This is a genomic window from Asticcacaulis sp. P4_H10 (assembly GCF_056400965.1).
In genome coordinates this window covers 126,463-149,925 of the sequence record NZ_JBFUKH010000003.1, presented here as the reverse complement: position 1 = coordinate 149,925, position 23,463 = coordinate 126,463, and the positions used below count along the sequence as shown (strand labels likewise).

23 protein-coding genes are annotated in these 23,463 nt (G+C 63.4%); 8 read left to right on the top strand and 15 right to left on the bottom strand.

Translation table 11 applies throughout. The features are described from left to right. Positions 1–24: 24 nt before the first annotated feature. From AC1DON_RS07000 to AC1DON_RS06985, 4 genes are all read right to left on the bottom strand, one after another. A complete protein-coding gene (locus tag AC1DON_RS07000; RefSeq protein ID WP_476934054.1) occupies positions 25–2,166 on the bottom strand; it encodes a TonB-dependent receptor in 2,142 nt (713 codons plus the stop codon). Positions 2,167–2,256: 90 nt separating this feature from the next. After that, positions 2,257–2,721, bottom strand: a complete 465-nt coding sequence (locus AC1DON_RS06995) for a nuclear transport factor 2 family protein (RefSeq protein ID WP_476934053.1) — start codon at positions 2,719–2,721, stop codon at positions 2,257–2,259. A 5-nt stretch (positions 2,722–2,726) separates the two neighbouring features. After that, positions 2,727–3,653: a pyridoxamine 5'-phosphate oxidase family protein gene (locus AC1DON_RS06990; RefSeq protein WP_476934052.1), complete on the bottom strand. Its 927-nt coding sequence runs from the start codon at positions 3,651–3,653 to the stop codon at positions 2,727–2,729. Beyond that, positions 3,650–4,261: a glutathione S-transferase family protein gene (locus AC1DON_RS06985; protein ID WP_476934051.1), complete on the bottom strand. Its 612-nt coding sequence runs from the start codon at positions 4,259–4,261 to the stop codon at positions 3,650–3,652. The genes AC1DON_RS06990 and AC1DON_RS06985 overlap by 4 nt, the downstream gene beginning before the upstream one ends. A gap of 252 nt (positions 4,262–4,513) precedes the next feature. Between AC1DON_RS06985 and AC1DON_RS06980 the strand changes: the two genes are divergently transcribed. Then, a complete protein-coding gene (locus tag AC1DON_RS06980; protein WP_476934050.1) occupies positions 4,514–5,407 on the top strand; it encodes a LysR family transcriptional regulator in 894 nt (297 codons plus the stop codon). A gap of 5 nt (positions 5,408–5,412) precedes the next feature. Here AC1DON_RS06980 and AC1DON_RS06975 read toward each other — a convergent pair whose 3' ends face one another. The 4 genes from AC1DON_RS06975 to AC1DON_RS06960 all read right to left on the bottom strand — a co-directional run bounded on the left by AC1DON_RS06975 (position 5,413) and on the right by AC1DON_RS06960 (position 9,164). After that, the gene (locus tag AC1DON_RS06975; protein ID WP_476934049.1) at positions 5,413–6,117 is read right to left on the bottom strand and encodes a hypothetical protein; all 705 of its coding nucleotides are present in this window, start codon (positions 6,115–6,117) and stop codon (positions 5,413–5,415) included. A 10-nt stretch (positions 6,118–6,127) separates the two neighbouring features. Then, a complete protein-coding gene (locus tag AC1DON_RS06970; RefSeq protein ID WP_476934048.1) occupies positions 6,128–6,523 on the bottom strand; it encodes a hypothetical protein in 396 nt (131 codons plus the stop codon). A gap of 438 nt (positions 6,524–6,961) precedes the next feature. Beyond that, on the bottom strand, positions 6,962–8,785 hold the full coding sequence (locus tag AC1DON_RS06965) for a vWA domain-containing protein (protein ID WP_476934047.1): 1,824 nt from the start codon (positions 8,783–8,785) through the stop codon (positions 6,962–6,964). 91 nt (positions 8,786–8,876) lie between these two features. Continuing rightward, complete coding sequence (locus AC1DON_RS06960; protein ID WP_476934046.1) at positions 8,877–9,164, bottom strand: hypothetical protein; 288 nt, start codon at positions 9,162–9,164, stop codon at positions 8,877–8,879. A 155-nt stretch (positions 9,165–9,319) separates the two neighbouring features. Here AC1DON_RS06960 and AC1DON_RS06955 point away from each other — a divergent pair, with 155 nt between their 5' ends. Together AC1DON_RS06955 and AC1DON_RS06950 are read left to right on the top strand one after the other, a co-directional pair. Continuing rightward, positions 9,320–9,661: a PadR family transcriptional regulator gene (locus AC1DON_RS06955; protein WP_476934045.1), complete on the top strand. Its 342-nt coding sequence runs from the start codon at positions 9,320–9,322 to the stop codon at positions 9,659–9,661. Between the two features lie 2 nt (positions 9,662–9,663). Further along, positions 9,664–10,806 (top strand): HAAS signaling domain-containing protein, encoded by a 1,143-nt coding sequence (locus AC1DON_RS06950; protein WP_476934044.1) that lies wholly within the window; start codon positions 9,664–9,666, stop codon positions 10,804–10,806. A 135-nt stretch (positions 10,807–10,941) separates the two neighbouring features. Here the strand turns inward: AC1DON_RS06950 and AC1DON_RS06945 are convergent, their stop codons facing one another. Then, the gene (locus AC1DON_RS06945) at positions 10,942–11,427 is read right to left on the bottom strand and encodes a hypothetical protein (RefSeq protein ID WP_476934043.1); all 486 of its coding nucleotides are present in this window, start codon (positions 11,425–11,427) and stop codon (positions 10,942–10,944) included. A 133-nt stretch (positions 11,428–11,560) separates the two neighbouring features. Here AC1DON_RS06945 and def point away from each other — a divergent pair, with 133 nt between their 5' ends. Beyond that, positions 11,561–12,097, top strand: a complete 537-nt coding sequence (gene def, locus AC1DON_RS06940) for a peptide deformylase (protein ID WP_476934042.1) — start codon at positions 11,561–11,563, stop codon at positions 12,095–12,097. Between the two features lie 2 nt (positions 12,098–12,099). After that, entirely contained in the window at positions 12,100–12,750 is a 651-nt protein-coding gene (locus AC1DON_RS06935) for a hypothetical protein (RefSeq protein WP_476934041.1), read from the top strand. Between the two features lies 1 nt (position 12,751). On the opposite strand, the gene AC1DON_RS06930 is transcribed toward AC1DON_RS06935, so the two are convergent. Both AC1DON_RS06930 and AC1DON_RS06925 read right to left on the bottom strand, forming a co-directional pair. Further along, positions 12,752–13,306, bottom strand: coding sequence for an HPP family protein (locus AC1DON_RS06930; protein ID WP_476934040.1), 555 nt, complete (start codon positions 13,304–13,306; stop codon positions 12,752–12,754). 52 nt (positions 13,307–13,358) lie between these two features. Further along, positions 13,359–14,174 (bottom strand): hypothetical protein, encoded by an 816-nt coding sequence (locus tag AC1DON_RS06925; RefSeq protein WP_476934039.1) that lies wholly within the window; start codon positions 14,172–14,174, stop codon positions 13,359–13,361. A gap of 141 nt (positions 14,175–14,315) precedes the next feature. On the opposite strand from AC1DON_RS06925, the gene AC1DON_RS06920 reads away from it, so the two are divergent. Next, on the top strand, positions 14,316–14,675 hold the full coding sequence (locus AC1DON_RS06920) for a VOC family protein (protein WP_476934038.1): 360 nt from the start codon (positions 14,316–14,318) through the stop codon (positions 14,673–14,675). A gap of 54 nt (positions 14,676–14,729) precedes the next feature. Here AC1DON_RS06920 and AC1DON_RS06915 read toward each other — a convergent pair whose 3' ends face one another. Together AC1DON_RS06915 and AC1DON_RS06910 are read right to left on the bottom strand one after the other, a co-directional pair. Further along, the gene (locus tag AC1DON_RS06915; protein WP_476934037.1) at positions 14,730–16,367 is read right to left on the bottom strand and encodes an alpha-L-fucosidase; all 1,638 of its coding nucleotides are present in this window, start codon (positions 16,365–16,367) and stop codon (positions 14,730–14,732) included. Positions 16,368–16,438: 71 nt separating this feature from the next. Further along, entirely contained in the window at positions 16,439–17,116 is a 678-nt protein-coding gene (locus tag AC1DON_RS06910; RefSeq protein ID WP_476934036.1) for a class I SAM-dependent methyltransferase, read from the bottom strand. Between the two features lie 249 nt (positions 17,117–17,365). Between AC1DON_RS06910 and AC1DON_RS06905 the strand changes: the two genes are divergently transcribed. Then, positions 17,366–18,865 (top strand): serine hydrolase, encoded by a 1,500-nt coding sequence (locus AC1DON_RS06905; RefSeq protein WP_476934035.1) that lies wholly within the window; start codon positions 17,366–17,368, stop codon positions 18,863–18,865. Positions 18,866–18,930: 65 nt separating this feature from the next. Continuing rightward, positions 18,931–19,839, top strand: coding sequence for a DMT family transporter (locus tag AC1DON_RS06900; protein WP_476934034.1), 909 nt, complete (start codon positions 18,931–18,933; stop codon positions 19,837–19,839). Here the strand turns inward: AC1DON_RS06900 and AC1DON_RS06895 are convergent. Together AC1DON_RS06895 and AC1DON_RS06890 are read right to left on the bottom strand one after the other, a co-directional pair. Then, positions 19,836–20,231: a rhodanese-like domain-containing protein gene (locus AC1DON_RS06895; protein WP_476934033.1), complete on the bottom strand. Its 396-nt coding sequence runs from the start codon at positions 20,229–20,231 to the stop codon at positions 19,836–19,838. The two genes, AC1DON_RS06900 and AC1DON_RS06895, sit on opposite strands and share 4 nt — an antisense overlap. 98 nt (positions 20,232–20,329) lie before the next feature. Then, positions 20,330–23,455, bottom strand: a complete 3,126-nt coding sequence (locus AC1DON_RS06890) for an efflux RND transporter permease subunit (protein WP_476934032.1) — start codon at positions 23,453–23,455, stop codon at positions 20,330–20,332. Between the last annotated feature and the right edge of the window lie 8 nt (positions 23,456–23,463).

Genomic DNA, 23,463 nt, shown 5'->3' with positions numbered 1-23,463 from the left:
ATAGCCCCCTCCAACTGACACCGATTACTGACTGCCATTGCCGAACTTGCGCGCGATGCCGACCATCAGCGCCGGGCGTTCCGTGCGGCTCAGCGTGCGCGATTCACCCTGCGGCGTCGTGAACACCGTCTCCTGCTTCGACGAATTGAGCAGGTCAAGCGCGCGCACCGACGCCGTCCACTTCGGCGTCAGCTTGTGGCGCCAGGTCACATCCAGCCGGTAGAATCCGGTTTTGTAGCCCTGGAGCATTACGCCGCGCCCCTCGCCGTTCAGGCTGAACTGCCACCAGTCGCGGTCGTTGGGCTTGTATTCGACGACCGTATTGCCCGACCAGGTGACGTACTGGCGCTTCAGCGCCTTTCCGCCCAGCAGCCCCGTTACCTCGCTGTCGAAAACGTTGAGGTTCACCGAATAGTCGATCGTCCGGATTATCTTGCCCTTGGCGGTCCATTCCAGCCCCGCCGCGCGTGACTGATCGGCATTGATCACCGACAGGACGACGACCTGATCCGCCGTCACGCTGCGCGTTTCGGTCATCGGATCGTAATTCACCCGGTAATAGAGGCTGCCGTTCGTGCTGAATTCCTTGCCCGTGAACTCATAGCCGGCTTCGAACGAATCCGTGTCCTGCCACGCCAGTTGCGGATTGCCCTCGTAGCGCAGGTAGCGCGACCAGTAGACCGGGCGCGGATTGAGCTGATAGAGGGTGGGCGCCTGGGTGCGGTGGCTGTAGCTGGCGACAAGCTTGGTGGTGTCCGACAGGACGCGGTTGACATTGAGCGACGGCAGCAGCCGCAGCTCGTTGCGCGTGAACGCCCCGGCCTCGCGGTGCTCGTCCTCGACACGCAGCCCCGGCATGACAACAAAGCGTCCCAGCGGCGCCTGCCAGGTCACATAGGCGGCCGCGATCCGGCGCGCATAGTCGAACGGCGTGACGAAGTCGGGCGCGCCGGGCACGATAGCGGCGAGGTTGTCGGACCGGCCTACAAGATGACTTTCCGTTGTCTCATAAAGGAAGCCCGTCGTCAGGCGCGACTTGCCGAAGGGCCGCTCATAATCACCCTTGAAGGATCCGCCGTGATCAGAGGAATCGTTGATATAGGCGTAGGCGCGCTCAGGCCCGGCGGGCACGGCATAGGCCAGGCCGTGCGCTGACGCGTCCGTCGACCGGCCGCTGTCGTGCGAAACCGTAAGGTCGAAGTGCTCGCCCTCGCGCTTGCCCTTGTGCGTATAATGGAGCTTGAGTTCGTCAGTGACGCCGCGCTCGGTGCCGACGACGGCTTCGGCGTGATCCTCGATCACCTGTCCCGCCGCATTGGCGACCCTGACCGTGCCGTTATCGGTCGTGGTCTGACGCCAGCGATAATAGCCGTAATTCAGCTCGATCGTGTCCTGCTCGGTCGGCGCATAGGTCACACTGACGTTTTCATAGGCCTGGCGCCGGCTGGTGGCCGACAGGTCGAAGCCGTTTGTCGTCTGCGCCCCCGATGCGGTCATCCAGTCTTGCTGGCCGTCGAAACGCGTCTCATCGCCGGTGCGGCTGAAACTGCCGAACATCGCCACGGTCCATCGCCCTGCCTTGCGGCTGAGCGCGGCATTGACATTGTAGCGGCCGTCGGCGTCGGCGCGTGCGCTGGCTATGCCATTGACGCCGTCCTTGCGCTTCTTCTTCAGGATGATGTTGATGATGCCACCCGAACCGTCCGACTCGAACTGGCTCGACGGATTGGTCATGACCTCGATGCGCTCGATGTCCGACGCCTGAAGGCTGGCCAGCGCGCCGACACGGGCTTCGACGCCATCGATCAGGATCTTGACCTGGCTGTCGCCGCGCAGGGCGATGCGACCGCGCGGATCGACCGTGACTGAAGGAATGCGCGTCAGGACATCCGTCACGGTTGAAAAGGCGGCGTCGGGGCTGGCGGAGACGTCGTAGACGCGGCGGTCAATCTTGTTGGTCACCGACGGCTTGCGGGCAGTGACAACGATGGGCGGCCCATCCTTGCTTTTTTGGCTGCCCTTGCCCTCGCCTTTTGCCTCACCCTGAGAGGCTTCTGCCGGCTTCGCTTCGGTCGTCTGCTCAACCGTCTGGGCGCGCGAAAGCGCCGGAGCAATCCCGGGTAAACAGGCCACAACGGCTACGAAAACAGGCAGCGGTCTGACCATTGTTCCCCTTGCAACTATCAACGTTATGCTGGACCACGGCAAGGGGACAGGGTCAAGCGGTTTTACCGCAAAAATCAGCAAAAAAGGCCGTTAAAGTCCCAAGTCCTCAAGTGCCGGATGGTCGTCCGGCCGTCTGCCCGCCGGCCACAGGAACTTGCGTGCATCCTCAGGGATCGGATGTTCATTGATGCTGGCGATGCGGCGCATCATCAGGCCATCGGCGTCGAACTGCCAGTTCTCGTTACCATAGGCACGGAACCACTGGCCGCTGTCGTCGCGGTACTCATAGGCAAAGCGCACGGCGATGCGGTCGTCGGTGAATGCCCAGAGCTGCTTGATCAGCCGGTAGTCGAGTTCCCGGTTCCACTTGCGGGTCAGGAAGGCCTCGATCTCGGCGCGGCCGCTAAGGAATTCGGCGCGGTTTCGCCACTGGCTGTCGGGCGTATAGGCCAGGGCGACACGGGCCGGGTCACGGCCGTTCCACGCGTCTTCGGCCAGCCGGACCTTCTGCGTGGCGGTGTCGAAATCGAAAGGTGGCAAAGGCGGTCGTGACATAGGGATCAACTCCAGGTTCCGGTTCTGAGATTATTGGGCGAGATACCATCCCGAACGGCGTCCAGACGCAGGGACAGCGCGCCGGGGCGCACGATCACACGCTCGGGCCTGAAACGCCAGAAGCGTTCGGCGCCGTCGAAGGCATGAGCGTCGGCCGACAGCTCGAGTTCCACCCGGCCCGTCATCTGCAGAAGATCACCCGTGGCATCGTCGAAAAAGACCAGTCCGGCCTTGGGGTTGACGGCGAAATTGCCGAGCGTGTTGAACATGCGGTTGCCGGAAAAATCCGGCACGGTCAGCCAGCCGTCGTCGCCTGCGCGGGCAAAGCCCGGCCGGCCGCCACGGTGCGAGACATCGACCTGCCGGCCCGTCGCGACGTCGGCAAACGACGCCACGAAAAAGGTGTCGGCGGCTGTGATGATCGCCCGCGCGCGTTCCGTCAGATCGTCACTGATATGCGGCCCACCTTTGATGGCATTCGCGCGCGGCCCGGCGTGGCGCACCTGGATATATTTCGGGCAGTTGCCAAAGGCGTGCTCGACCGCGACGACAAAGCCGTCCGGCCTCCGGTGCACCGTTCCGTTCACCCGGTTGCGGCGGCGCGTATGCAACTCGATGCCGAGGAGCCCGATCGCCTGGCCGTCGCCGAGGCCGGCTTCTGCGGGGTCATTGCCATCGACCGGCAGACGGACGCTCAGACTCTGCGGGTCGGGCGACCACAGAAAACCTGGCGCACCCGTGCGTATCGTCGCCCACGGCCGCCCCTCACCATCGACCGCGCCGATGACGATGAAGGGCAGCAGCGGATAGAAGTCGCGATGCTGTTCCGGCATGTAGTCGCGGATGACGACAGCGTTGAAGGCGCGCGTCTTCTCCAGGACGCCCGCGCTGTCCTGAAGCCGCACCTCGCCCGCGTGGAACGGAGAAATCACGCGGCCAGGCCCGCTGCGGTCTTCGGGAACGGTACAAACCCCGGCAGGGCCTCGACGCGCTTCAGCCAGGCGCGGATGTTGGCGTAAGGGCCGAGATCGACATTCCCTTCCGGCGCGGCGCTGATGTAGGAATAGAGCGCGACATCGGCGATGGTCGGGGTGGTGGCGGCGATCCAGTCTGTGCCTTCTAGTTCATTGTCGATAATGTTGAGGACGGCGTGGGCGCGGGCAATGGTTGTCTGGGCATCGAGGCCTGCGCCGAACACGGTGATCAGCCGCGCTGCCGCCGGGCCATAGGCGATCTGGCCGGCCGCGACCGACAGCCATCTCTGGACGCGCGCCGCCTCGGCCGCGCCCTGCGGCAACCAGTCGTGGCGTTGGAACCGGGTCGCCAGATAGACCAGGATGGCGTTGGAATCGGCCACGGTGACATCGCCGTCCTTCAGCACCGGCACCTGGCCGAAGCTGTTCATGGCCAGGAAATCGGGCGCCTTATGCGCGCCGCCCTTGAGGTCGACCGTGACCATTTCGGCCGGGACACCTATCAGCGACAGGAATAATCTTGCCCGGTGGCAATGGCCCGACAGGGGAAAGTCATAGAGCTTCATGGTTGGTCTCCGTTTGGTTAACTGGCTTCTGAGCAGGATGCGAAAGCAAGAGGCCCCGCCCACCATCTGCTCCGCAGATGGTCCCCCCTCCCCATTTATGGGGAGGGGGGACCGCCGAAGGCGGTGGGCGGGGCCTTCACTGTCAGCAAAGAACACCTTCCCGTCCGCTTTTCGCGCAAACCGGCCACAAAGAGAACGGGCGACGTACGCAAAGGACTATTGCGTAAACTGCAATAATGCTATGACGCGCCCATGGACCGCCTCCACGCCATGCAGGTATTCACCAACGTCGCTGAAACGGGCAGCTTTTCGCGCGCGGCCAAGGCCCTGCACCTCAGCGCGCCGGCGGCAACGCGCGCCGTCGCAGGCCTGGAAAGCGTCGTCGGCACGCGGCTGTTTACGCGCACGACGCGGTCGGTGGTGCTGACCGAAGCCGGGCGGCGTTATTACGAGGACTGCAAGCGCATCCTGGCCGAACTGGCCGAGGCCGAAGCGGCGGCGGCCGGGTCCTACAGCCTGCCCCAGGGCGAGTTGAGCGTCACCGCGCCCGTGCTGTTCGGCGAGATGTATGTCCTGCCAGTGGTGACGGCGTTTCTCGACCTGCACCCGCGCGTCACGGCACGTACCGTCTTCGTCGATCGTGTGACCAATCTTGTTGACGAAGGCCTGGACGTGGCGATCCGTATCGGCGAGCTGCCGGATTCGAGCCAGTCGGCGATCCGTGTCGGCGAGGTCAGGCGGATGATCTGCGCCGCCCCATCCTATCTCGACGCCCACGGCGAGCCTCGCGTGCCCGAGGACCTGCTGCATCACCGCCTCGTCGTCTCGACGGGCAGTTCGATGCCGGTCGAATGGAAGTTCGGCGGCCGGGCGCCGGTGACGGTCCGCCCGGTGTTGTCGTGCACGACGACGCGGGCGACGGTGCTGGCGGCGGTTGATGGTTTCGGCATTACGCGGCGGCTGTCCTATCAGGTGGCGCCTGATGTCGCCGAAGGGCGGCTGAAAATCATCCTTTCCGATTTTCAGGAACCTTCATGGCCGGTGCACGTCATCCACACCGAAGGCCGCCGCGCCGCCGCCAAGGTCCGGGCCTTCGTCGATTTTGCCGTCGAACAGTTACGGCGCAATCCGGCCATCAGGGGCTAACCCGCTCAATCCGTCGCCGACCCGGTAATCACCGTCATCTGGCCCGTCGCCGGGATATGGACGGTGTAGAGAAACACGCCCCACCATTCGAGGCCCGCTTTGAAATAGGGTGACAGCGTGTCGAGCCTGGCATGGCTCCAGTCGTAGATGCGGCTCTCCTGGCCACTCGGCAGAATAAAAGCCCGTATTGCATCGAAGGCTTTTTGAACTTCGAGGGGACCACCGGACAAGCCATAGGGCGTAAACTGAAAGGCATAGGCAAGGCCATTGCCTAGCGGGCTGCCGCCCGAAACGATCTCGACACCCGCCAGGCTCCTGAGCCTCGGATCGGTCAGTTCGCGGCCATCGCGGGTCTTGTGTATGCCCTTCCGGATCAGGTCGCCGCTGTTGGGGTCGTACCAGTCCCCCATCAAGGCCTGTTCGGTGATGCGGCGGCCCGGCAGTTCGCGCAGCGCCTTGTCGTCAACGGGGCTCATCTGCGCCAGGGTCATCCCGATGGCGTCGCGATAGCCGGCCTCTCCGGCAGTTTTAGAGCTGAAGACCTCGAAATACAGCACACCGCCCATGTCGTAATAGGGCGCGAAGACGGGATTGGCGGGCTGTTTGATCAACATTGTCTTGTTGGATTTTTCGCGCGGGGAGCGGTTGCAGCCGCCAAGCAGTAACGGCACGGAAGCCATTCCTGCAACCACCAGGTCCCTTCGCTTCATACCGGCCTCCCTATTGCGGCTTGTCGATCCGGGCCGTTTCTGCGGCCACGCACGCCTTGGCCATGGCGATCAGTTCGCCGGGCTTCTTGGCCTTGACCTCGTCGCGAATGGCCTGGGGGACTTCGACCTTGGAATAGTAGATGACGACTTCGACCGACGCCTGGGCCATCTTGTCGAGGAAGGCCGCCATCCCGTCCAGCCGCTTGGCTTCGTCCGGATTAGGATTGGCGTTATAGGCGGCATTGCGCTTGTTATAGACTTCTGTCGCCCGGTCATGCTGCAGGGCCAGTTCCTCGGAGACGGCAAAGCAGCGAGCGCTTGCCGCTGCATCCGTCAACTGGGCTGACGCCGGAAGGGCTGAGACTGCGCCAAACAGTACGGGCAAAATGAATACCAGTTTACGCATGTTGACACCCCCGATGAGCGTAGATCGCCATTATGTCTCAGGCCTTCGGCGGAATGGCAAGGGCGATGTATGGTCGGCGGCAATACCCCTCCACCGCATCGCGTAGGGCGGAGGGAGACATGACCCCGCCTCAGGACGCCCTCCTCCCCATGTGAATGGCAGGGTTATCGCATATAGCTTGCAACATATTGAATTCACTTCTCTTCTCCCCACTTGAGGGGAGAAGGTGGCCCATTAGGGCCGGATGAGGGGTTATACTGTCGTTTCAGCGCGCGTATCTTCTGACGCTTTACCCCTCACCTTGGCGCTGCGCGCCTTTCCTCTCCCCTTTACATGGGGAGAGGAGAAATAGAACCAGCACGTCAAAGTCATATGCGATAGCCCTGATGTGAATGGGGAGGTGTCAGCAAACGTAGTGAAGCTGACGGAGGGATATCCCTACCTCGGCACGTCCGCGCTTTCTGCCAGTTTTGTCAGCTCGACGAATTCCGAACGGACATAGCCGTTCTGGTCGCCAGCCAGGGCCCGCGTGTCCTTCAGCGTGAAATCACCCATATTGGTATCGCCGCGCAGCAGCTGGCCATAGGCCGCCACCGAAGCCACGAACGCCATGTCGCCCTTGGGTGCGCTCGCCGTCTTAATCAGCGAAGCCGGCAGGGACTGTTCGATCAGCTGAGACTGGTCCTGCCCGGGCAGCTTGTAGCGCAGCTTGAGATAGACCATCTCATCGCCATGCCCGTCCGTCGCGGGCGTTTTATTGCCGGCAAAGCGGCGATCGGGCATCCAGCCTTCGGCGCCGGCCGGAATGATCTCATACAGCGCCGTGACCTGGTGGCCGGCGCCAATATCGCCGGCGTCGACCTTGTCGTTGCTGAAGTCCTCTTCGGCCAACGCCCGATTCTCATAGCCGATGAGACGATACTGCGACACCTGGGCGGGGTTGAACTCGACCTGGATCTTGACGTCCTTGGCGACCGTGTAGAGTGTCGATTGCAGTTCGTCGTCCAGCACCTTGCGGGCTTCGAGCAGCGAGTCGATATAGGCGTAGTTGCCGTTACCGCTGTCGGCGATCTTCTCCATCATCGAGTCGTTGTAATTGCCGGTGCCGAAGCCCAGCGCCGTCAGTGTAATGCCGCCTTCCATCTCCTTTTTCACCAGTTCGACCAAAGGCTGGTCGCGCGTCGTGCCGACATTGAAGTCGCCGTCGGTCGCCAGGATAACCCGGTTGATGCCGTTCTTGATGAAGCTGGCCTTGGCCGTCGCATAGGCGAGCGCAATCCCCTGCCCGCCTGCTGTCGAACCGCCCGCCGACAGGCATTCCATCGCCTGTTTGACGTATTTGCCGTCCGAGGTCGGCTTGAGGACCAGGCCCGCCTGCCCGGCATAGACGACGATCGAGACGCGGTCATCCGGCCGGAGATTGTCAGCGACCATCCCCAGCGCCTGCTTGACCAGAGGCAGCTTGTCCGGCGAACTCATCGATCCGGACACGTCGACCAGGAAGACCAGATTGGCCGCGGGACGGCTGGTGTTCGGCACGTCGTAGGCGCGCAGGCCGATGCGTAGTAGGCGCGATTGCGGGTTCCACGGCGTCGCCGACACGTCGGTGGTGATCGAGAACGGCTTGGTCCTATCCTGCGGCAGCGGATAGTCGTAGCGGAAATAGTTGATCAGTTCCTCGGTGCGCACGGCAGCTTCGGGCGGCTTGTGGCCGTCCTTGAGCATACGGCGGACGTTGGCGTAGGTGGCGGTATCGACGTCGACAGCGAAGGTCGACACCGGCGTTTCCACGACACGCTTGACGCCAGACACCTCCTTGCCGTCATAGCGTTCATTGTTGGATTCAGCGGACGGCGGGGCAAAGCGCATCACCGATACACCAGGTACACGCTGCAGCCCTCCGACGACACCGCCGTTCAGCTGGCGCGGCGGTTCCTTGTATTCCTGCCGGGACTGCTTGGGCGCCGGCGACACGGGAATCGGTGGCGGGGGTGCGGCGTTCGACGGCGGCGTCACGCGCGGCTGGACATTGGGCGGCGGCGGCGCGCCCTGGTCACGCGTGCGCTTGCTGGATTGGGAGTATTGCGTGGCGGCGCGTACACCGGTCACGACGACCTGGCCGGCGGCATAGTCGGCGTCAGGTTGCGACGTCGTGCACAACACCGGTGACTCTGCCTCCGGCGTAGCGGCGGACGCGTAGCCCGCCGGTAAGGACGTAACGAAAACGGTCGCGGCAACGCCCAGGAACAACAGACTGCGCATGAAAACCCCCTTGTAGCGGGCGTCGAGATACGCCCGTTTGGATAACGGTGATCCTGCATTGTGAATTAAATATGGCGGACCGTGAGCGGCCTCAGGCTTCCCAGCTGAGCCAGCTGGCGGGAACGGTCTCCGCGCCCATATGCTTGACGAACAAACGGCGCAGATCATTCCAGTGCGGATGGCGCTTCGGCTGAGCGAGTGCCGCGTCAACGCCTTCAGCACGCAGGACCCACTCAACAAACTGGTCCGCCGTGACCTCGCCGCTGGTGGGAATGAAGTGGGTGACGTGCGCAGGCTTGTCGTCCGCGACGCCGCCGCAATAGCCCATGCCGTCACATACGGCCGTCATCAAGGCGTCAAAATTGCCGCTGTCGGCCATGCGCGTCGCCTTGTGCTCAAAGGCCCCCGCCTGTGATTCACTGTTTCACACCCCTTGAGGCTCCGCAAGTGTTTCCGCCCTCTTGACTCCGGATACCTCTTCTCATACACTGTATATCACACAGTATGCAGCATACAGTGTACGAGACGAGGCATATGAGCGACGAAGACGATCTTTTTGAAAGCCTGAGGCAAGAATTGCGGCGCGGGTCGCTGGGCTTGGCCGTGCTGGCCCGGCTGCGGGTCGAGCGCTACGGCTACACCCTGCGCCAGGCATTGGCCGATGACGGTCTGGAGATGGAGGAAAGCACCCTCTATCCGCTGCTGCGCCGGCTGGAATCCAAGGGACTGCTCATCAGCGAATGGCGCGAGGAAGAAAAGCGCAAGAAGCGCTTTTATGTCCTCTCCGCCGCCGGTGAGGAGATGCTGCGCCGCCTGGTGCAAGAATGGCGGATGATCAACGCGTCGCTGGAACGCATAATGGAACAGGGGAGCTGAACATGGATTTGCTAGAAGACTACCTGCGCGCCGTGTCGCGCCTCTTGCCCGCCGCCAAGCGCGACGACATCATCGCCGAACTGCGCGACGAAATCCTGACGCGCATCGAGACAAAAGAAGAAGAGCTGGGCCGCGCACTGACGCCGGATGAAACCGAGCAGTTGCTGCGCGACATCGGCCACCCCATCGTCGTGGCGGCGCGTTATCGCGACGAGCCGCAATACGCTGTCGGCCCGGCCCTTTACCCCTTCTGGGGCTTTGCCATCCGGCTGGCCATCCTGATCCAGTTGGTCATTTCGGCCCTGGTCCTTTTTGGCCGCATCGTCGGCGGCGGCGATATCGGTCAGGCTATTGGCGCCGCTATCGGCACGGGCGTGACCGGCGTCATGATGCTGATCGGTTTTGCGACGGTCGCTGCCTGGCTGATCGAACGCAAGAGCGTCAAGATCGACTACCTCACAAACTGGCGGGTCCGCGACCTGCGTTTCCTCGATTTCACAGCATGGGATTGGAATGACATGCGCGACTGGTTCAATGCCGGCGGCTACCCCGCCACCTCACCCGCCGCCAAGGAATACGCGGCTACGCTTAACCGGGACATCGGCGACGCCATGGAATGGCGCCTGCGCCGCTCGGCCGCCAGCCGCGCCATCGGCTATATCGTCGGCGCGACCATTACGCTGCTGTGGTGGACGGGTGTGATCCGCTTCGGCCTGACGGCGTTCGATCCGGCCCTGGTTCCGGTGCTGAATTTCGGCCCCCTGGCCGATATCGACTGGCCGGCGCTGAAGGCTGCGGTCTTCGCCCCGGTCGTCGTCTACCTGGCCGGCGTCATCGTCTTCGGTGGGTTGATGCTGGCCTGGCCGCGCTCCATCCGCCTGCACGGCCTGACCGACATCGTCCGCGGCGCAGCCCTGCTGGGCTTTACGGCCTGGCTGTGGTTCGCCTCGCCGCTTTCGCCCATCGTCAGCATCGCCTCGACGCCGGAACTGAACGCGAAGATCGAAGCCATCCTGCGCGGGCTGCCACTGGATGTCCCGGCGATCGTGACCTTCGCCGTCATCTTTTCGAGCTTCGGCGCGGTTTTCCGCATCCTGGCCGGCGTCTGGGCGGTTGTGACGGGCTATCGCCACGAGGAAGCATGACTATACAAGATGGCGGCCTAACAGCCGCCAACAAAGGCAACTGTTCATTTCAGACTGCGCCGAACTTGAGAAATGATCGCGGGCCAGATCGCAACAAACGAAAACATCCAGTCGCAATGCGCGTGTGTTGGGCGGTCAGATCCAACTACCGCTGGTCGCCATAATGCATAGCAGCCCGCCAACCAAGCTAAGCCAAAAGTTCAGGATGCCCGCATAGAGCATTTCCCAACGCGCGCCCTTGGCTTTGTAAATTGAGAATCCGACAACGATAACCGTGGCAGCGATGGCAACGATCGCGACGCCAGCATCAATCGGGTTTTCGCGAGGTTCCTCGCCCTTGTGCCACCGCATGGAGGTCCAATAGGAAAGCAAGACCCAAGGCAAGCTTTGGGATAGCATGACCAAGATGCGCAGTTTGATGTCGGTGCGCCACCGCAGAATCGGCACAACGATTAGTGGAAGCAAAGCGAGCCACAGCCAGATGCCGAATGATGCCTGTCCGAACGTAAAGGCAGGGGCAAGGAGATGGTTCACATCGCGATCCGGGTAGAAATGTCTCGAACCGTCGTAGAGAGCCTTAGTGAAGATTTCTATCACTTCTGACAGAAGTGCGACAACCACCGCGTCCACACAGGGGGTGGGCAGGCCTTTGTTACGACTCCCTCGAACTCTTGTGGATGGCGTGCGTGAGGGGTTCAAACCGAAACCATCCTCCTCTAGATTGCCTTCAGGTCAAACCGCGAGAGCCCCCCAGATGATCCGCGAAATCCTCAAGATGGGCGATCCGCGCCTCCTCAGTGTCGCCCAGCCCGTCGCGGACATTAACGCGCCCGAGCTGAAGGCTATCATCTCTGACATGTACGAGACCATGTATGCCGCCAATGGCGTCGGCCTGGCGGCGCCGCAGCTCGGCATCGACCTGCGGCTGATGATCTTCGGCTTCGACGCCAATCCGCGCTATCCCGACGCGGAACCTGTGCCGGTAACGACCCTGATCAATCCGTGGCTGGAAATCCTGACCGAAGAAACCGAGGACGGCTGGGAAGGCTGTTTGTCGGTGCCGGGAATGCGCGGCATGGTGCCCCGCGCCACGCGCATTCGCTATGGCGGGACGCTTGAGGACGGTACGACGATTGAACGTGAGGCCGACGGCTTTCACGCCCGCGTCTTCCAGCACGAGTTCGACCATCTCGACGGCGTGCTGTACCCGATGCGCATCAGGGACATGACGCAGTTCGGATTTATCGAGGCCCTGTTCCCCGACAGCCCGCTGGCGACGCTGGAGGAGTAGCAGTGTCCAAATCCTCACAACCTTCTGATGCAGAATGGCCAGAAGGCGTTCGCGCATCCATCCCGCCCAACGACGTCCAGTCGGACGGGTTCGATCGGGACCTCGCGCTTGCCATGCTCCTGCTGAACCATGTCTGCTCGGTGGATAGCGGCTGTGATCCGCAATCCGCTCCGCTGCCGGAGACCAGGGGCTTTCCTGTTTGGGTAAATTGCAGCGATATCTTCGTATGGGGCTCATCCGATGCTGAAATCCTTCCCTACGACCAACTGGAACCGCTCTATACCCTGTGGCGCCATGGTCCGCACTGGAGCGGCGCGATCTGGTGTATGATCGCCCGCAAGGAAATGCCGCAAAGGCCGGTCGAAGATGTCATCCGAAGCGAAGGGATTTGGGACCTCGATGCCCTAAAAGCCGAACACGGGTTGAGGGCCAACTACGACGATGGACTGGCTATGGTTGAGGCCAGGCAGAAATATACAATCTACTGTCAATGGGAAAACGCTAATGGACGAACACCGATGAAGTTCGATCCATCATGGTGGGAAGGTTGGCAAAGGTTCGCCGACCAAAATTCCGGCTGGGAAACCGACGAGTGGAAAGCAACCATTAAGACGTTAAAAGAGCGGTTCGAGTCCGAAAACGGTTACAAGTAAGCTACTGCGATACGTCGGCCTTGCGGAAAAATCGCGCCTGCATCCAGTCAGAGATCCAATGCCAGACAAAGGCAAAGGCCACCAGCAGGAGCGCGCCGGCCAGGACGACGGTGAAGAGAAACTCGATCCCCAGCCCCTGCTTGACGACCAGGAAGGCATCGACCGCCGCCGGCGGATGGAAGACTTTCAGGCGCATCATCAGGACGATGGCCAGGCCGACGCCGAACGCCGACGCCCATTCCGACGATCCAAACAGCCAGAAGACGATATAACCCGCCAGGGCCGACACCAGATGCCCGCCGATCAGCGCCATAGGCCGAGCGGCTTCGGAAGACGGCGCGCCCATGATCAGGGCGATCGAGGTAATGAAGGGCAGTTGCCAGAACGGCTTGTGGCTGATGATGGCGGCGAACTCCAGCGCGCCAACACAGATCGCGCCGCCCATGCCTGCCAGTACCGCGATGGCCAGCGCACGCCATCCGCCTTCGCCCTTCAGGCCAAGCGAAGGTGCGGCAGCCTTGAGGCGCGACAGGACGAAGGACGGTATATGTGCCATTATGCCCAAAAACCTTGATGTGATTGGGCTTAACGGCAAGTTAAAACAACCGTCAGCCTACGCGCACCCAGATGGCCGTGGCATCGTCGCTGACCTTGAAGCGGGGGTGGATCAGACACTGGGCATCACCCCGCTCGATCCGGCGCAGCTCAGCAGCCAGAATCTCAAGGCCGCCGTCCAGCAAGGCCTTCATCAGGCTGTCCTTGTCGTAGGCGCCGTAGGTCTCGATCAGCGCCGCGAAACCATCGGTCATCAGCAGGATGTCGTCGCCGGGCGCCACCGCAACCTTGGCGTATCGGACCGCCGCCCTGGTCTTGTCCGGATCGACGCCTAAGACCTGACGCGGCCTTTCCCGCGCCGCGCGCCGGTCGGTCAGCACGGCTTCGGATCTCAGGTCGGTGGCGGTTGCCCCCGGTCCCAGCGCCTCGGCCGCGGCGCGTTCGCCCACCCGGTCGGGCGGGGGTGTCAGGTACGACACGCCGTGAGCGCCGCGATGGATGACCGTGCAGTCCTCAAGCCAGGCACAGGCCAGCCGCCCGTCTTCAAGCGCTACGGCGGCCAGCGAGGCGGTCGGCAATTCCCACCCGCCCACGGCATCGCGCCGCTGGTCGCGAAGAAAACGCTCCGCCACCGTATCGAATACGCGTGCGCAGATATCGGCCAATGGCCCCGAGGCCGACTGAAACGCCTGATGCGCCGCTGCCGCCAGCCAGGCCGCGCCGCCGCGATCGCCCAGCAGGCCCGGCGGGCCGAGATCGGTCGCGCCGTCGATCACCCAGGCGTGCGCGTCGCCGCAGCCCATGCGATCGTCATTGGGCACGCTGCGCTTGCCATTGAGGCTTATCGATTGAATCAGGTCGAGATGCATGGCCCCTTCACTAGCCCATGCCCTGTCCCCTCGCCCCTCAACAAAGGCAACGGTTCGTTTCAGGGCGCGTACAATCTTCCTGAGACGGACGGGTGCGGCGACTCATGTTATATCGGCCTGGAAGTCATAAGGAGGCGGAAAATGGGTGTCACCGGCGTCGGCGGCTTTTTCTTTCGCGCAAAGGATCCTGACGGTTTGCGCACCTGGTATGCCGAGCACCTGGGGGTCGGCACAGGCCCTTATGGCATGTGGGACCAGCAGGCCGGCGCGACTGTCTTTTCGCCCTTCGCAGCCGACACTGACTATTTCCCAGCCGACCGCCAGTATATGCTGAACCTTAGAGTCGACGGCCTCGATGAACTCACTGCCACATTGCGCAATGCCGGGATCGAGGTTGTCACCAAGCCCGAGTGGGACATGCCTGGCGTTGGCCGCTTCGCCCGCATCCACGATCCGGAAGGCAACCCGATCGAGCTGTGGGAACCCGACACGGGCGAGTAAGCCGTATGCCGAAAGCGCGAAACGGCTTTCGGCATACCCCGGCGAAGCGATGTCTCAGATCACGCCCGTGATTTTCAGCGCCACGCCGATGTCGTGGTGCGCGCCCTCTGGCAGGGTTACGTGCAGCCCCTTGGCGTCCTGGTGGAATGTCAGCGGCTGGGTGCTACCAACGGCCTCGACGCGGCGGACGTGGCCCGCCTTGCCCTTGGCCAGCGACGCGACCGTAACAGAGCCATCCGGCCGTCCCAGGGTAATCGCGTAGAGCGTCTTGCCCTTGGTGGTAAAGCGGATATCGGCGGCAGTGAATGGCTTCTGCCGGCCTTCGCCGAACATGCCGGCGCCGACCTCCGTCGGGCCTTCGCCGAAGGCGCGCCACGGCCGCGTGCCGTAGATGGCTTCGGAAAAGCGCCCCATCCAGTCGCCGATGCCTTCGACGATGCGGCGTTCCTCGCTGTCGATCGAGCCGTCGCCGCGCACCGGAATGCTCAGCAGCAGGTTACCGTTCTTGGAGACGATATCGCACAGGCGGTGGACGACCGCTGCCGCCGGCAGATAGCGCTTTTCGTCGTAGAGCCTGCGGTTGTAGTGCCAGTCTCCGATGCAGGTGTCGGTCTGCCACGGCGCGTCGCTGATGCCCGCACGGAAGCCGCGTTCAACGTCAGCAACATAGCCGCCTGGCGGCGTCCCCTGCGGCTTGACATTGATGACGCCGTCCAGCTTGCCGTGGCGCTTGATCGAGGCGTTGTAGTAGTGCGCCGCAATATCAAGCCCCGCCTGACCCAGCGGCAGGTCGAAATTGTCGAAATAGACCAGGTCCGGATCATAGCTGTCGATCAGGTCCTTGCAGCGCAGGTACCATTGGCGCGTGAAGGCCGGATTGTTAAGCGGTGCAGCCTCGTTCCAGATGCGGTCGTTGTTTTCGTGCCAGTCGCTGGCTTCGGCGATCGTCTTTATCCCCGCTGGCAGCGGCATGGTGGCGCCGGTATAGAGTTCCTGCGGGTCCAGCCCTTCCCACCACTGGCCCTTGCCATCGACCTTCTGGCGGCGCCAGGCGTCGTAGCGTTGCCCCATTCGTGCGCCTTCGGCGTCATAGCTATAGGCGACCTGGTACCAGTGCCAGGCGTGGGCAGAATGGTTCGACACGCCGAACTTGAGGCCATGCTTGCGCGCCGCCTTCGCCCAGCCGCCGATGATATCCGTCTTCGGCCCAATGCGCGTTGAATTCCAGTCATGGAACTTCGAAGCGTACATGTCGAAATTATCGTGGTGGTTGGCCATGGCGACAAAGTATTTCGCCCCGGCCCTGGCATAGAGATCGACCAGGCCGTCCGGATCCCAGTTTTCCGCCTTCCAGCGCGGATAGAAGTCCATGAAGCCGAATTCCGTCGGGTGACCATAGGTCTTGACGTGGTGGTCGTAGACGCGGTTGCCCTGCTGGTACATCTGGCGGGCATACCAGTCGCCGTATTCCGGGACGCAACCAGGCCCCCAGTGCGCCCACAGGCCGAACTTCGCGTCGCGGAACCAGTCGGGGGTGCGGTAATTGGCGATCAGCGATGCCCACTCCGGCTTGAACGGCCCCTCGGCAATGCGGTCGAAGCCGGGCTCAGCCAGTTCGGCGGCGTTGGCGGATGCGGCGGCGGCCATGGTCAGGCCCGCCGTCGCCTGCAAGAGGTGGCGTTTGGTCAGCATAGATTCCGTTCCTGTTGGCAGATTGTTGTGCCCATATTTGAAAGCATGTTTCCTATATGAAAAGATCACTGTCAAGCACGGTCCGGCTTCTCAAACGTCCAGATGCGGATCATGGCCCGGCCGATATGGCGGGTCCAGTCGGGGTTCAGCCGCACCAGGGCTTCACCCCCAAAGATATCGGTGTGGCTTAAGATTCGCAGTCCCGCCCTGTCCGCTGCCGCGCGGATATCGGCCTCGCTGTGCGCAAAGCTTTGCAGCTTAACGGCCTGGCCGTCGCCATCGATAAAGTTGGCTTGCGTTCCACCAGCAATCCGGTCGGGGTGGATTTCCGAGATGTAGAAGCCGCCGCCGGGTACCAGCAGCTCCGCGACGCGCGCAAAAAAGGCGGCGGGATCATGGATATGCTCCAGCACAAGCGCCGTCACAACGGCATCATAGAGGCCTGGCGGTGGTGCCGTCAGGACATCGTCTTCGATCAGCTCGACGTCCCGTCCGGCCAGCTTTTCGCGCGCTACCGCCAGCATGCCGGGCGACAGGTCTATGCCGGTAACGCGGTTGCCCGCCTTCGCCAGCCGGATCGTATGACGGCCGGTACCGCAGCCGATCTCACAGACGCGCTGGTCTTTGAGGTGGGCGTAGACCGGCGGGAAATACAGGTCGTCGATGGCGACGGTCGAGTTGACATAACCGTCGTAGAGTTCTGCCCAGCGGTCATAGCCGGAACGGTTTTCGGAAGGGGATTGCGTCATGTGCGCGGCTCCATGGTACAGGCCGGGCTTACCCGCCGGCCGGTCTGGAGCGTGAATTATGTGACGGAAAAACCGACCGCAGCGCCACTGCACGGTGGTTATTTAGCCCTGGACACGGCCTCTGTCCAGAATATCTGTCTTGTCCCCCGCCACACTGGCCAACCCGCTATGCCACCCTCTGCATGACAGAGCCGTAACTTGACTGCGGCCGCGACACGTACGAAAACTTTCGTACAAATGGAGGCCAACATGACCCTGATCACCCGCCGCAGCCTGATCGGCTGGACCGCAGCGGCAGCCGCCCTGCCCGCCGCGATTACCCGGGCGGATCCCGTCTCGACCATGGAGACGGCTATGGCCGAGCTGACACTCAGCGACGGCACGACCTTGCGCTACAGCCTGGCCGAAATCATGGCGGCAGCCGGCATTCCGGCCATCAGCTTCGCCGCCATATCGCGTTTCGGCCTGGCCGAGGCCCGGGCCTATGGCGTGACCGGCAAGGGCGAGACCGCCCGGGTCACGACACGCAGCCTGTTCCAGGCGGCCTCGGTGTCCAAACCCGTCACGGCTACCGGCGCCCTGGCCCTCGTCCAGCGCGGCAAGGTCAGCCTGGACGGCAATGTCAACGACCACCTGAAAAGCTGGCGCGTGCCGGACAATGCCTTTACCGCCAGGGAAAAGGTGACCCTGCGCCGGCTGGCCTCGCATACGGCGGGCCTGGGCGTCCATGGTTTTCCCGGCTATTCGGTCGATGCAGCGCTTCCCACTGTGCCGCAGATCCTGGACGGTGTCGCCCCGGCCAATACAGCGCCGGTGCGCGTCGTCTTCGAACCCGGCAGCCGTCTGGAATATTCCGGCGGCGGCACGACAATCGCACAATTGATGATGAGCGACGTCACGGGCCAAGCGTTCGAGAGGTTGATGCACGACACCGTCCTTGGGCCCATGGGCATGAGCGACTCCAGCTTTGCCCAGCCTCCGGTTGGCGACCTCGCGGCGCGGACGACGGCCGGCACGACCTTCGACGGCAATATCGTGCAGGGCCGCTGGCACGTCTATCCCGAAATGGCCGCGGCCGGCCTGTGGACCACGCCGACCGACCTGGCGCGCTTCGCCATCACGACGGCGAGGGCGCGGCTGGGCAAGGCCAATCCGGTGCTGAACGTCGCCACGATGGCGCAGATGTTCCAGAAGGTGCCCAACGGCGAGTGGCTTGGCTTTTTCAGCGACAGCAAAAATCCCGGCGTGTTTATGCACAACGGCGGCAATGCGGGCTTCCGCTCCCTGCTCATCATGAATGGAACAACCGGCAACGGCATCGTAACCATGACCAATGCCGACGGCGGCTGGGGGATAATGGAATTGCTGATCCGGCGCATCGGCACACTCAGCGGCTGGACGCACGATTTCGGCGGACCGGCGCGGGCGGTGTGGCTGGTCGCCCTCACGCATGGCGTCGACGCCGCGCTCAGCCATTTCGACGCGGTCAGGGCGACGGCGCAGGAAGGCGATCTCAACCAGGCCGGCCAGATCCTTCTGGCCAGGGGCCGGACCGAAGACGCGATCCGACTTTACCGCCGCAATGTCGAAGCCTGGCCGCAGTCGGGCAATGTCTATGACAGCCTGGCCTGGGCGTGGGAAGTCGCAGGCGACAAGGCCCAGGCGATCACCAATTACCGCCTGTCGCTGGAGCGCGACCCGGGCAACGACAATGCCCGTCAGCGGCTAAAGGTGCTTGCACCGGAATAGGCCGCTTTCTGCCTTGCTGCGACACGGCATTGGGCCTATGCGGGTCATCCCGCAGAGAGTCCATCTTGTCCACCCAGCCGCCCGCCCAAGCTTCCGACAATTCCGCAGCCTTTACCCTGCTTGTCGCCATGTCGGGCTTCATGGTCCTGTCGGTCGGCGACAGCTTCGTCAAGTCGCTGGCCGGACAATGGCCGGCGACCGCCATCGCGGCCCTGCGCTATCTGGTGGCCGCCATCGGGCTCGGTGCGTTTCTGGCCGCCCGCCACGGCCCGGCTGTCTTCAAGGTCCCCCGCCCCGGCCTGCAACTGGCGCGCGGCGCCGCCGTGGCGGCGGCCACGCTCGGCAGCTTCTTCGCCGTGCAGTCGATCCCGCTGGCCGACGCCGTCTCGATCGCCTTCGTCAGCCCGGTGATCACCGCCCTCATCTCGACGCTGATCCTGAAAGAGCCTGCCCACTGGACGGTCTGGGTGTCGATCGCCCTGGCCTTCTGCGGGGTTTTGATCGTGCTCAAGCCCGGCCTGGCCTTCGATGCTGCAAGGCTGTTTCCGCTCACGGCGGCCTTTGCCCTGGCGATCCTGGTGATCCTCAACCGCAAGGCCGCCGGCCTGGCCCCGCCCCTGGTCATGCAGTTCTACGTCACCGTGGCGGGCCTGCCATTCCTCATCCCGGCAGCGATCATCGGTCATTTCAGCGGCCTGCTCGCCGTCCACGTACCGGTGCCGTCGCTGCACGTCCTGCTGGTCGTCGCCCTGGTGGCGGTGATCGCCACGACCGGTCACCTGCTGGTCTTTATCGGCACGACACGTTCGTCAGCCAGCGTTGTCGCGCCCCTGACCTATGTCCAGTTGCTGACGGCCGGGGCCATCGGCTGGATATTCTTCGACAATCCGCCGACGCTCAGTACCTGGATCGGCGCGGCCTTCATCGTCGGCGGCGGCCTTGTCCTCTTCCAGCACCAGCGGAAAAGGGCCTAGGTGCCCGTTTCCAGTTCGAAGCCCTCGTCGATCCAGCCGGTGACGCCGCCGGCCATGATCTTGACCGGCCGGCCAAGTTCCGCCAGCCTGAGCGCCCCGCGTGCCGCGCCGTTGCAGTGCGGCCCGGCACAGTAGGTGACGAACAGGGTATCCTCCGGCCACTCGTTCATTTTCGACGCGATGATCTTGCCGTGCGGCAGGTTGATCGCGCCCTTGACATGTCCTTTCGCAAAGAGCGCCGGCCCCCGTACATCGAGCAGGATAAAGTCCGCGCCCTTGCTCAGAGCATCATTCACGTCCCAGCAATCGGTCTCGAAAGTGAACTCCTGGGCAAAGTGCTGGCGGGCAAGATCAGAGGCGGCGGCGGGAATGGCGCTGACGGCGGTTTTCATGGAAGCTCCTGTTTGCATTGATTTCCCAAGGCTACAGCAAAGCCGCCATGGCGCGTTTGACATAGTTCGTAAATATTACGCCAATCGCGCTTTCAATGTCAGGCGTCTTCCCTCTTCCGGCCATGGACCAGCGCGTACAACACAGGCAGGACCAGCAGGGTCAGCAGGGTCGAGGACACGATGCCGCCGATGACGACGGTCGCCAGAGGCCGCTGTACTTCCGACCCCGCGCCGACATTGAACGCCATCGGCACGAAGCCCAGGCTGGCCACCAGAGCCGTCATCAGCACCGGCCGCAACCGCGTAAGCGCCCCTTCGCGGATGGCGGCATCCAGCGGCATACCCTGCGCCCGCAGCGCCTTGATGAAGGTCAGCATGACGACGCCATTGAGCACCGCCACGCCCGACAGGGCGATAAAGCCGACCCCTGCCGAGATCGACAGCGGTATGCCACGCAGCGCCAAAGCCGCCACCCCGCCGGTCAGGGCCAGGGGCACGCCCGAAAAGACGATCAGGGCGTCTTTCAGATTGCCGAACAGCATGACCAGCAGGCCGATGATCAGCAGCAGCGCCAGAGGCACGACCAGTTGCAGGCGCTGGGCCGCCGAGGTCAGTTGCTCGAACGTGCCGCCATAGGCGACCCAATAGCCTTCGGGCAGCCTGACCTCGGCTGAGACCTTGCGCCGGACCTCGGTGACGAATGCGCCCAGGTCGCGGCCGCGCACATTGGCGGTGACGACGACGCGGCGCTTGCCGTCCTCACGGCTGATCTGGTTCGGTCCCTTGACGACGCCGATACGCGCGACATCGGCCAGAGGCACAAAGCCCAGGGCGTCGCCGTGGCGGACCGGCACACGCAGTCGCCCGACGGCTTCCAGATCGGCGCGCTGGCTTTCCGGCAGTCGAACGATGACGTCAAAGCGCCGGTCGCCTTCGAAGACCTGGCCGGCTTCGGTGCCACCCAGCGCCGTCGCGACCACGTCCTGGACGTCCGCGACATTCAGACCCAGCCGCGCCATGGCGGCGCGGTCGGGCGTGATCTGAAGCATAGGCAGGCCGGTGATCTGCTCGACCTTGACGTCCGCGGCGCCCGGCACCGAGGCGACGACTTTCTCGACCGCCTGGGCGCTTTTGAGCAACTGGTCGAGATCGTCGCCGTGGATCTTGACCGCCACGTCCGAACGTACCCCCGATATCAGCTCGTTGAAACGCATCTGGATCGGCTGGGTGAACTCGTAATTATTGCCGGGGATTTGCTCGACAGCGGTCTGCATCCGTGCCACCAGCTCGGCCTTGGGCTCATGGGGATTGGGCCAGGCCTTGCGATCCTTCAGCATGACAAAGGTGTCAGCAACGCTGGGCGGCATGGGGTCGGTCGCCACCTCCGCCGTGCCGATCTTGGCGAAGACACGTTCGACTTCCGGGAACCGTTTGAGCCGGGCTTCGAGCGCCGCCTGCATGTGCACCGACTGGGTCAGGCTGGTGCCCGGGATACGCAGGGCGTGCAGGGCGATGTCGCCTTCGTCGAGCTGGGGGATGAACTCGGCCCCCAGACGCGTGACCAGCACGCCCGACAGCAGGGTCAGGACGACGGCGCCGGCCACCACCGTCACCTTCGACCGCATCGCCAGCGCAAGCGCCGGTTCATACAGGTTGCGGGCGCCGCGCATGACGAAGCTTTCCTTTTCCTGTACGCGGCCCGTGACAAAGACGGCGATCGCCGCGGGCACAAAGGCCAGCGACAGGATCAAAGCCGCCGTCAATGCCATCACCACGGTCGCGGCCATCGGGTGGAACATCTTGCCCTCGACGCCGCTCAGGGCAAAGATCGGCACATAGACGATGGTGATGATCACTATGCCGAACAGGCTGGGGCGAATGACCTCGGCGCTGGCGGTCGCGGCCAGTCCGAAGCGTTCGTCGCGCGTCAGCAACCGCCCGAGACTTTGCTGGGTTTCAGCAAACCGGCGCAGACAGTTTTCGGCGATAATGACCGCGCCGTCGACGATCAAGCCGAAATCCAATGCCCCCAGCGACATCAGGTTGCCTGAGACCTTCGTTTCGACCATGCCGGTGATGGTCATTAGCATGGTGACCGGGATGACCGCCGCCGTGATCAGCGCCGCGCGGATATTGCCGAGCAGCAGGAACAGGACGACGATGACCAGCAAAGCGCCTTCGGCCAGGTTCTTTTCGACTGTGTGGATGGTGCGTTCGACCAAGGTCGTCCGGTCGTAGATGGCCACGGCCTCGACGCCCGGCGGCAGGGCCTTGGCCGCCACCTTCAACCGTTCAGCGGCAGCTTTCGCGACCGTGCGGCTGTTCTCGCCGACCAGCATGAAGACGGTCCCCAGCACGACCTCCTTGCCGTCGCGCGTGGCCGCCCCGGTGCGCAGTTCTTCGCCCAGGATGACGTCGGCGACATCGGCGACACGGACCGGAATGCCCGACCGCGTCTCGATCAGGATCGCACTCAGGTCCGCTATGGTCTCGGCCTGACCGGGCACGCGTATAAGGTACTGCTCGCCGGCGCGTTCGATAAAGCCCGCGCCGCGATTGCTGTTATTGCGCTCCAGAGCCGCAACCACGTCGGTCATGGTCAGCCCATAGGCCGACAGACGTTCGGGCAGAGGCGTGACGTGATACTGCCGCTCATAGCCGCCAATGGTGTTGACCTCGGTGACGCCCGGTGTATTGCGAAGCTGCGGCCGGATGACCCAGTCCTGCAGCGTGCGCAGGTCTTCGGCCGTATAGCGCGTGCCGTCGCCCTTGACCGCACCGGATTTGGCCTGGACGGTGTACATGAAGATTTCGCCGAGGCCGGTCGAGATCGGCCCAAGCTGCGGTTCCAGCCCCGGCGGCAATTGGGTTTTCGCCGCCTGGACGCGTTCATTGACCAGCTGGCGGGCGAAATAGATGTCCGTGCCGTCCCTGAAGACGACCGTGACCTGGCTCAGCCCATAGCGCGACAGCGAGCGCGTGTGGTCCAGCCCCGGCAGGCCGGCGATCGCGGTCTCGATCGGATAGGTCAGGCGCTGTTCGGCCTCCAGCGGCGAATAGCCGGGGGCCTGCATATTGATCTGGACCTGGACATTGGTGATGTCGGGCACGGCATCGACCGGCAGGCGCTGGAAGTTCCAGACGCCTAAAGCCGACAAGGCGAGCACGATCAGAAGGACGATCCAGCGGTGCCGGATCGACAGGGTAATGGTCTTTTCCAACATGGCGCCTG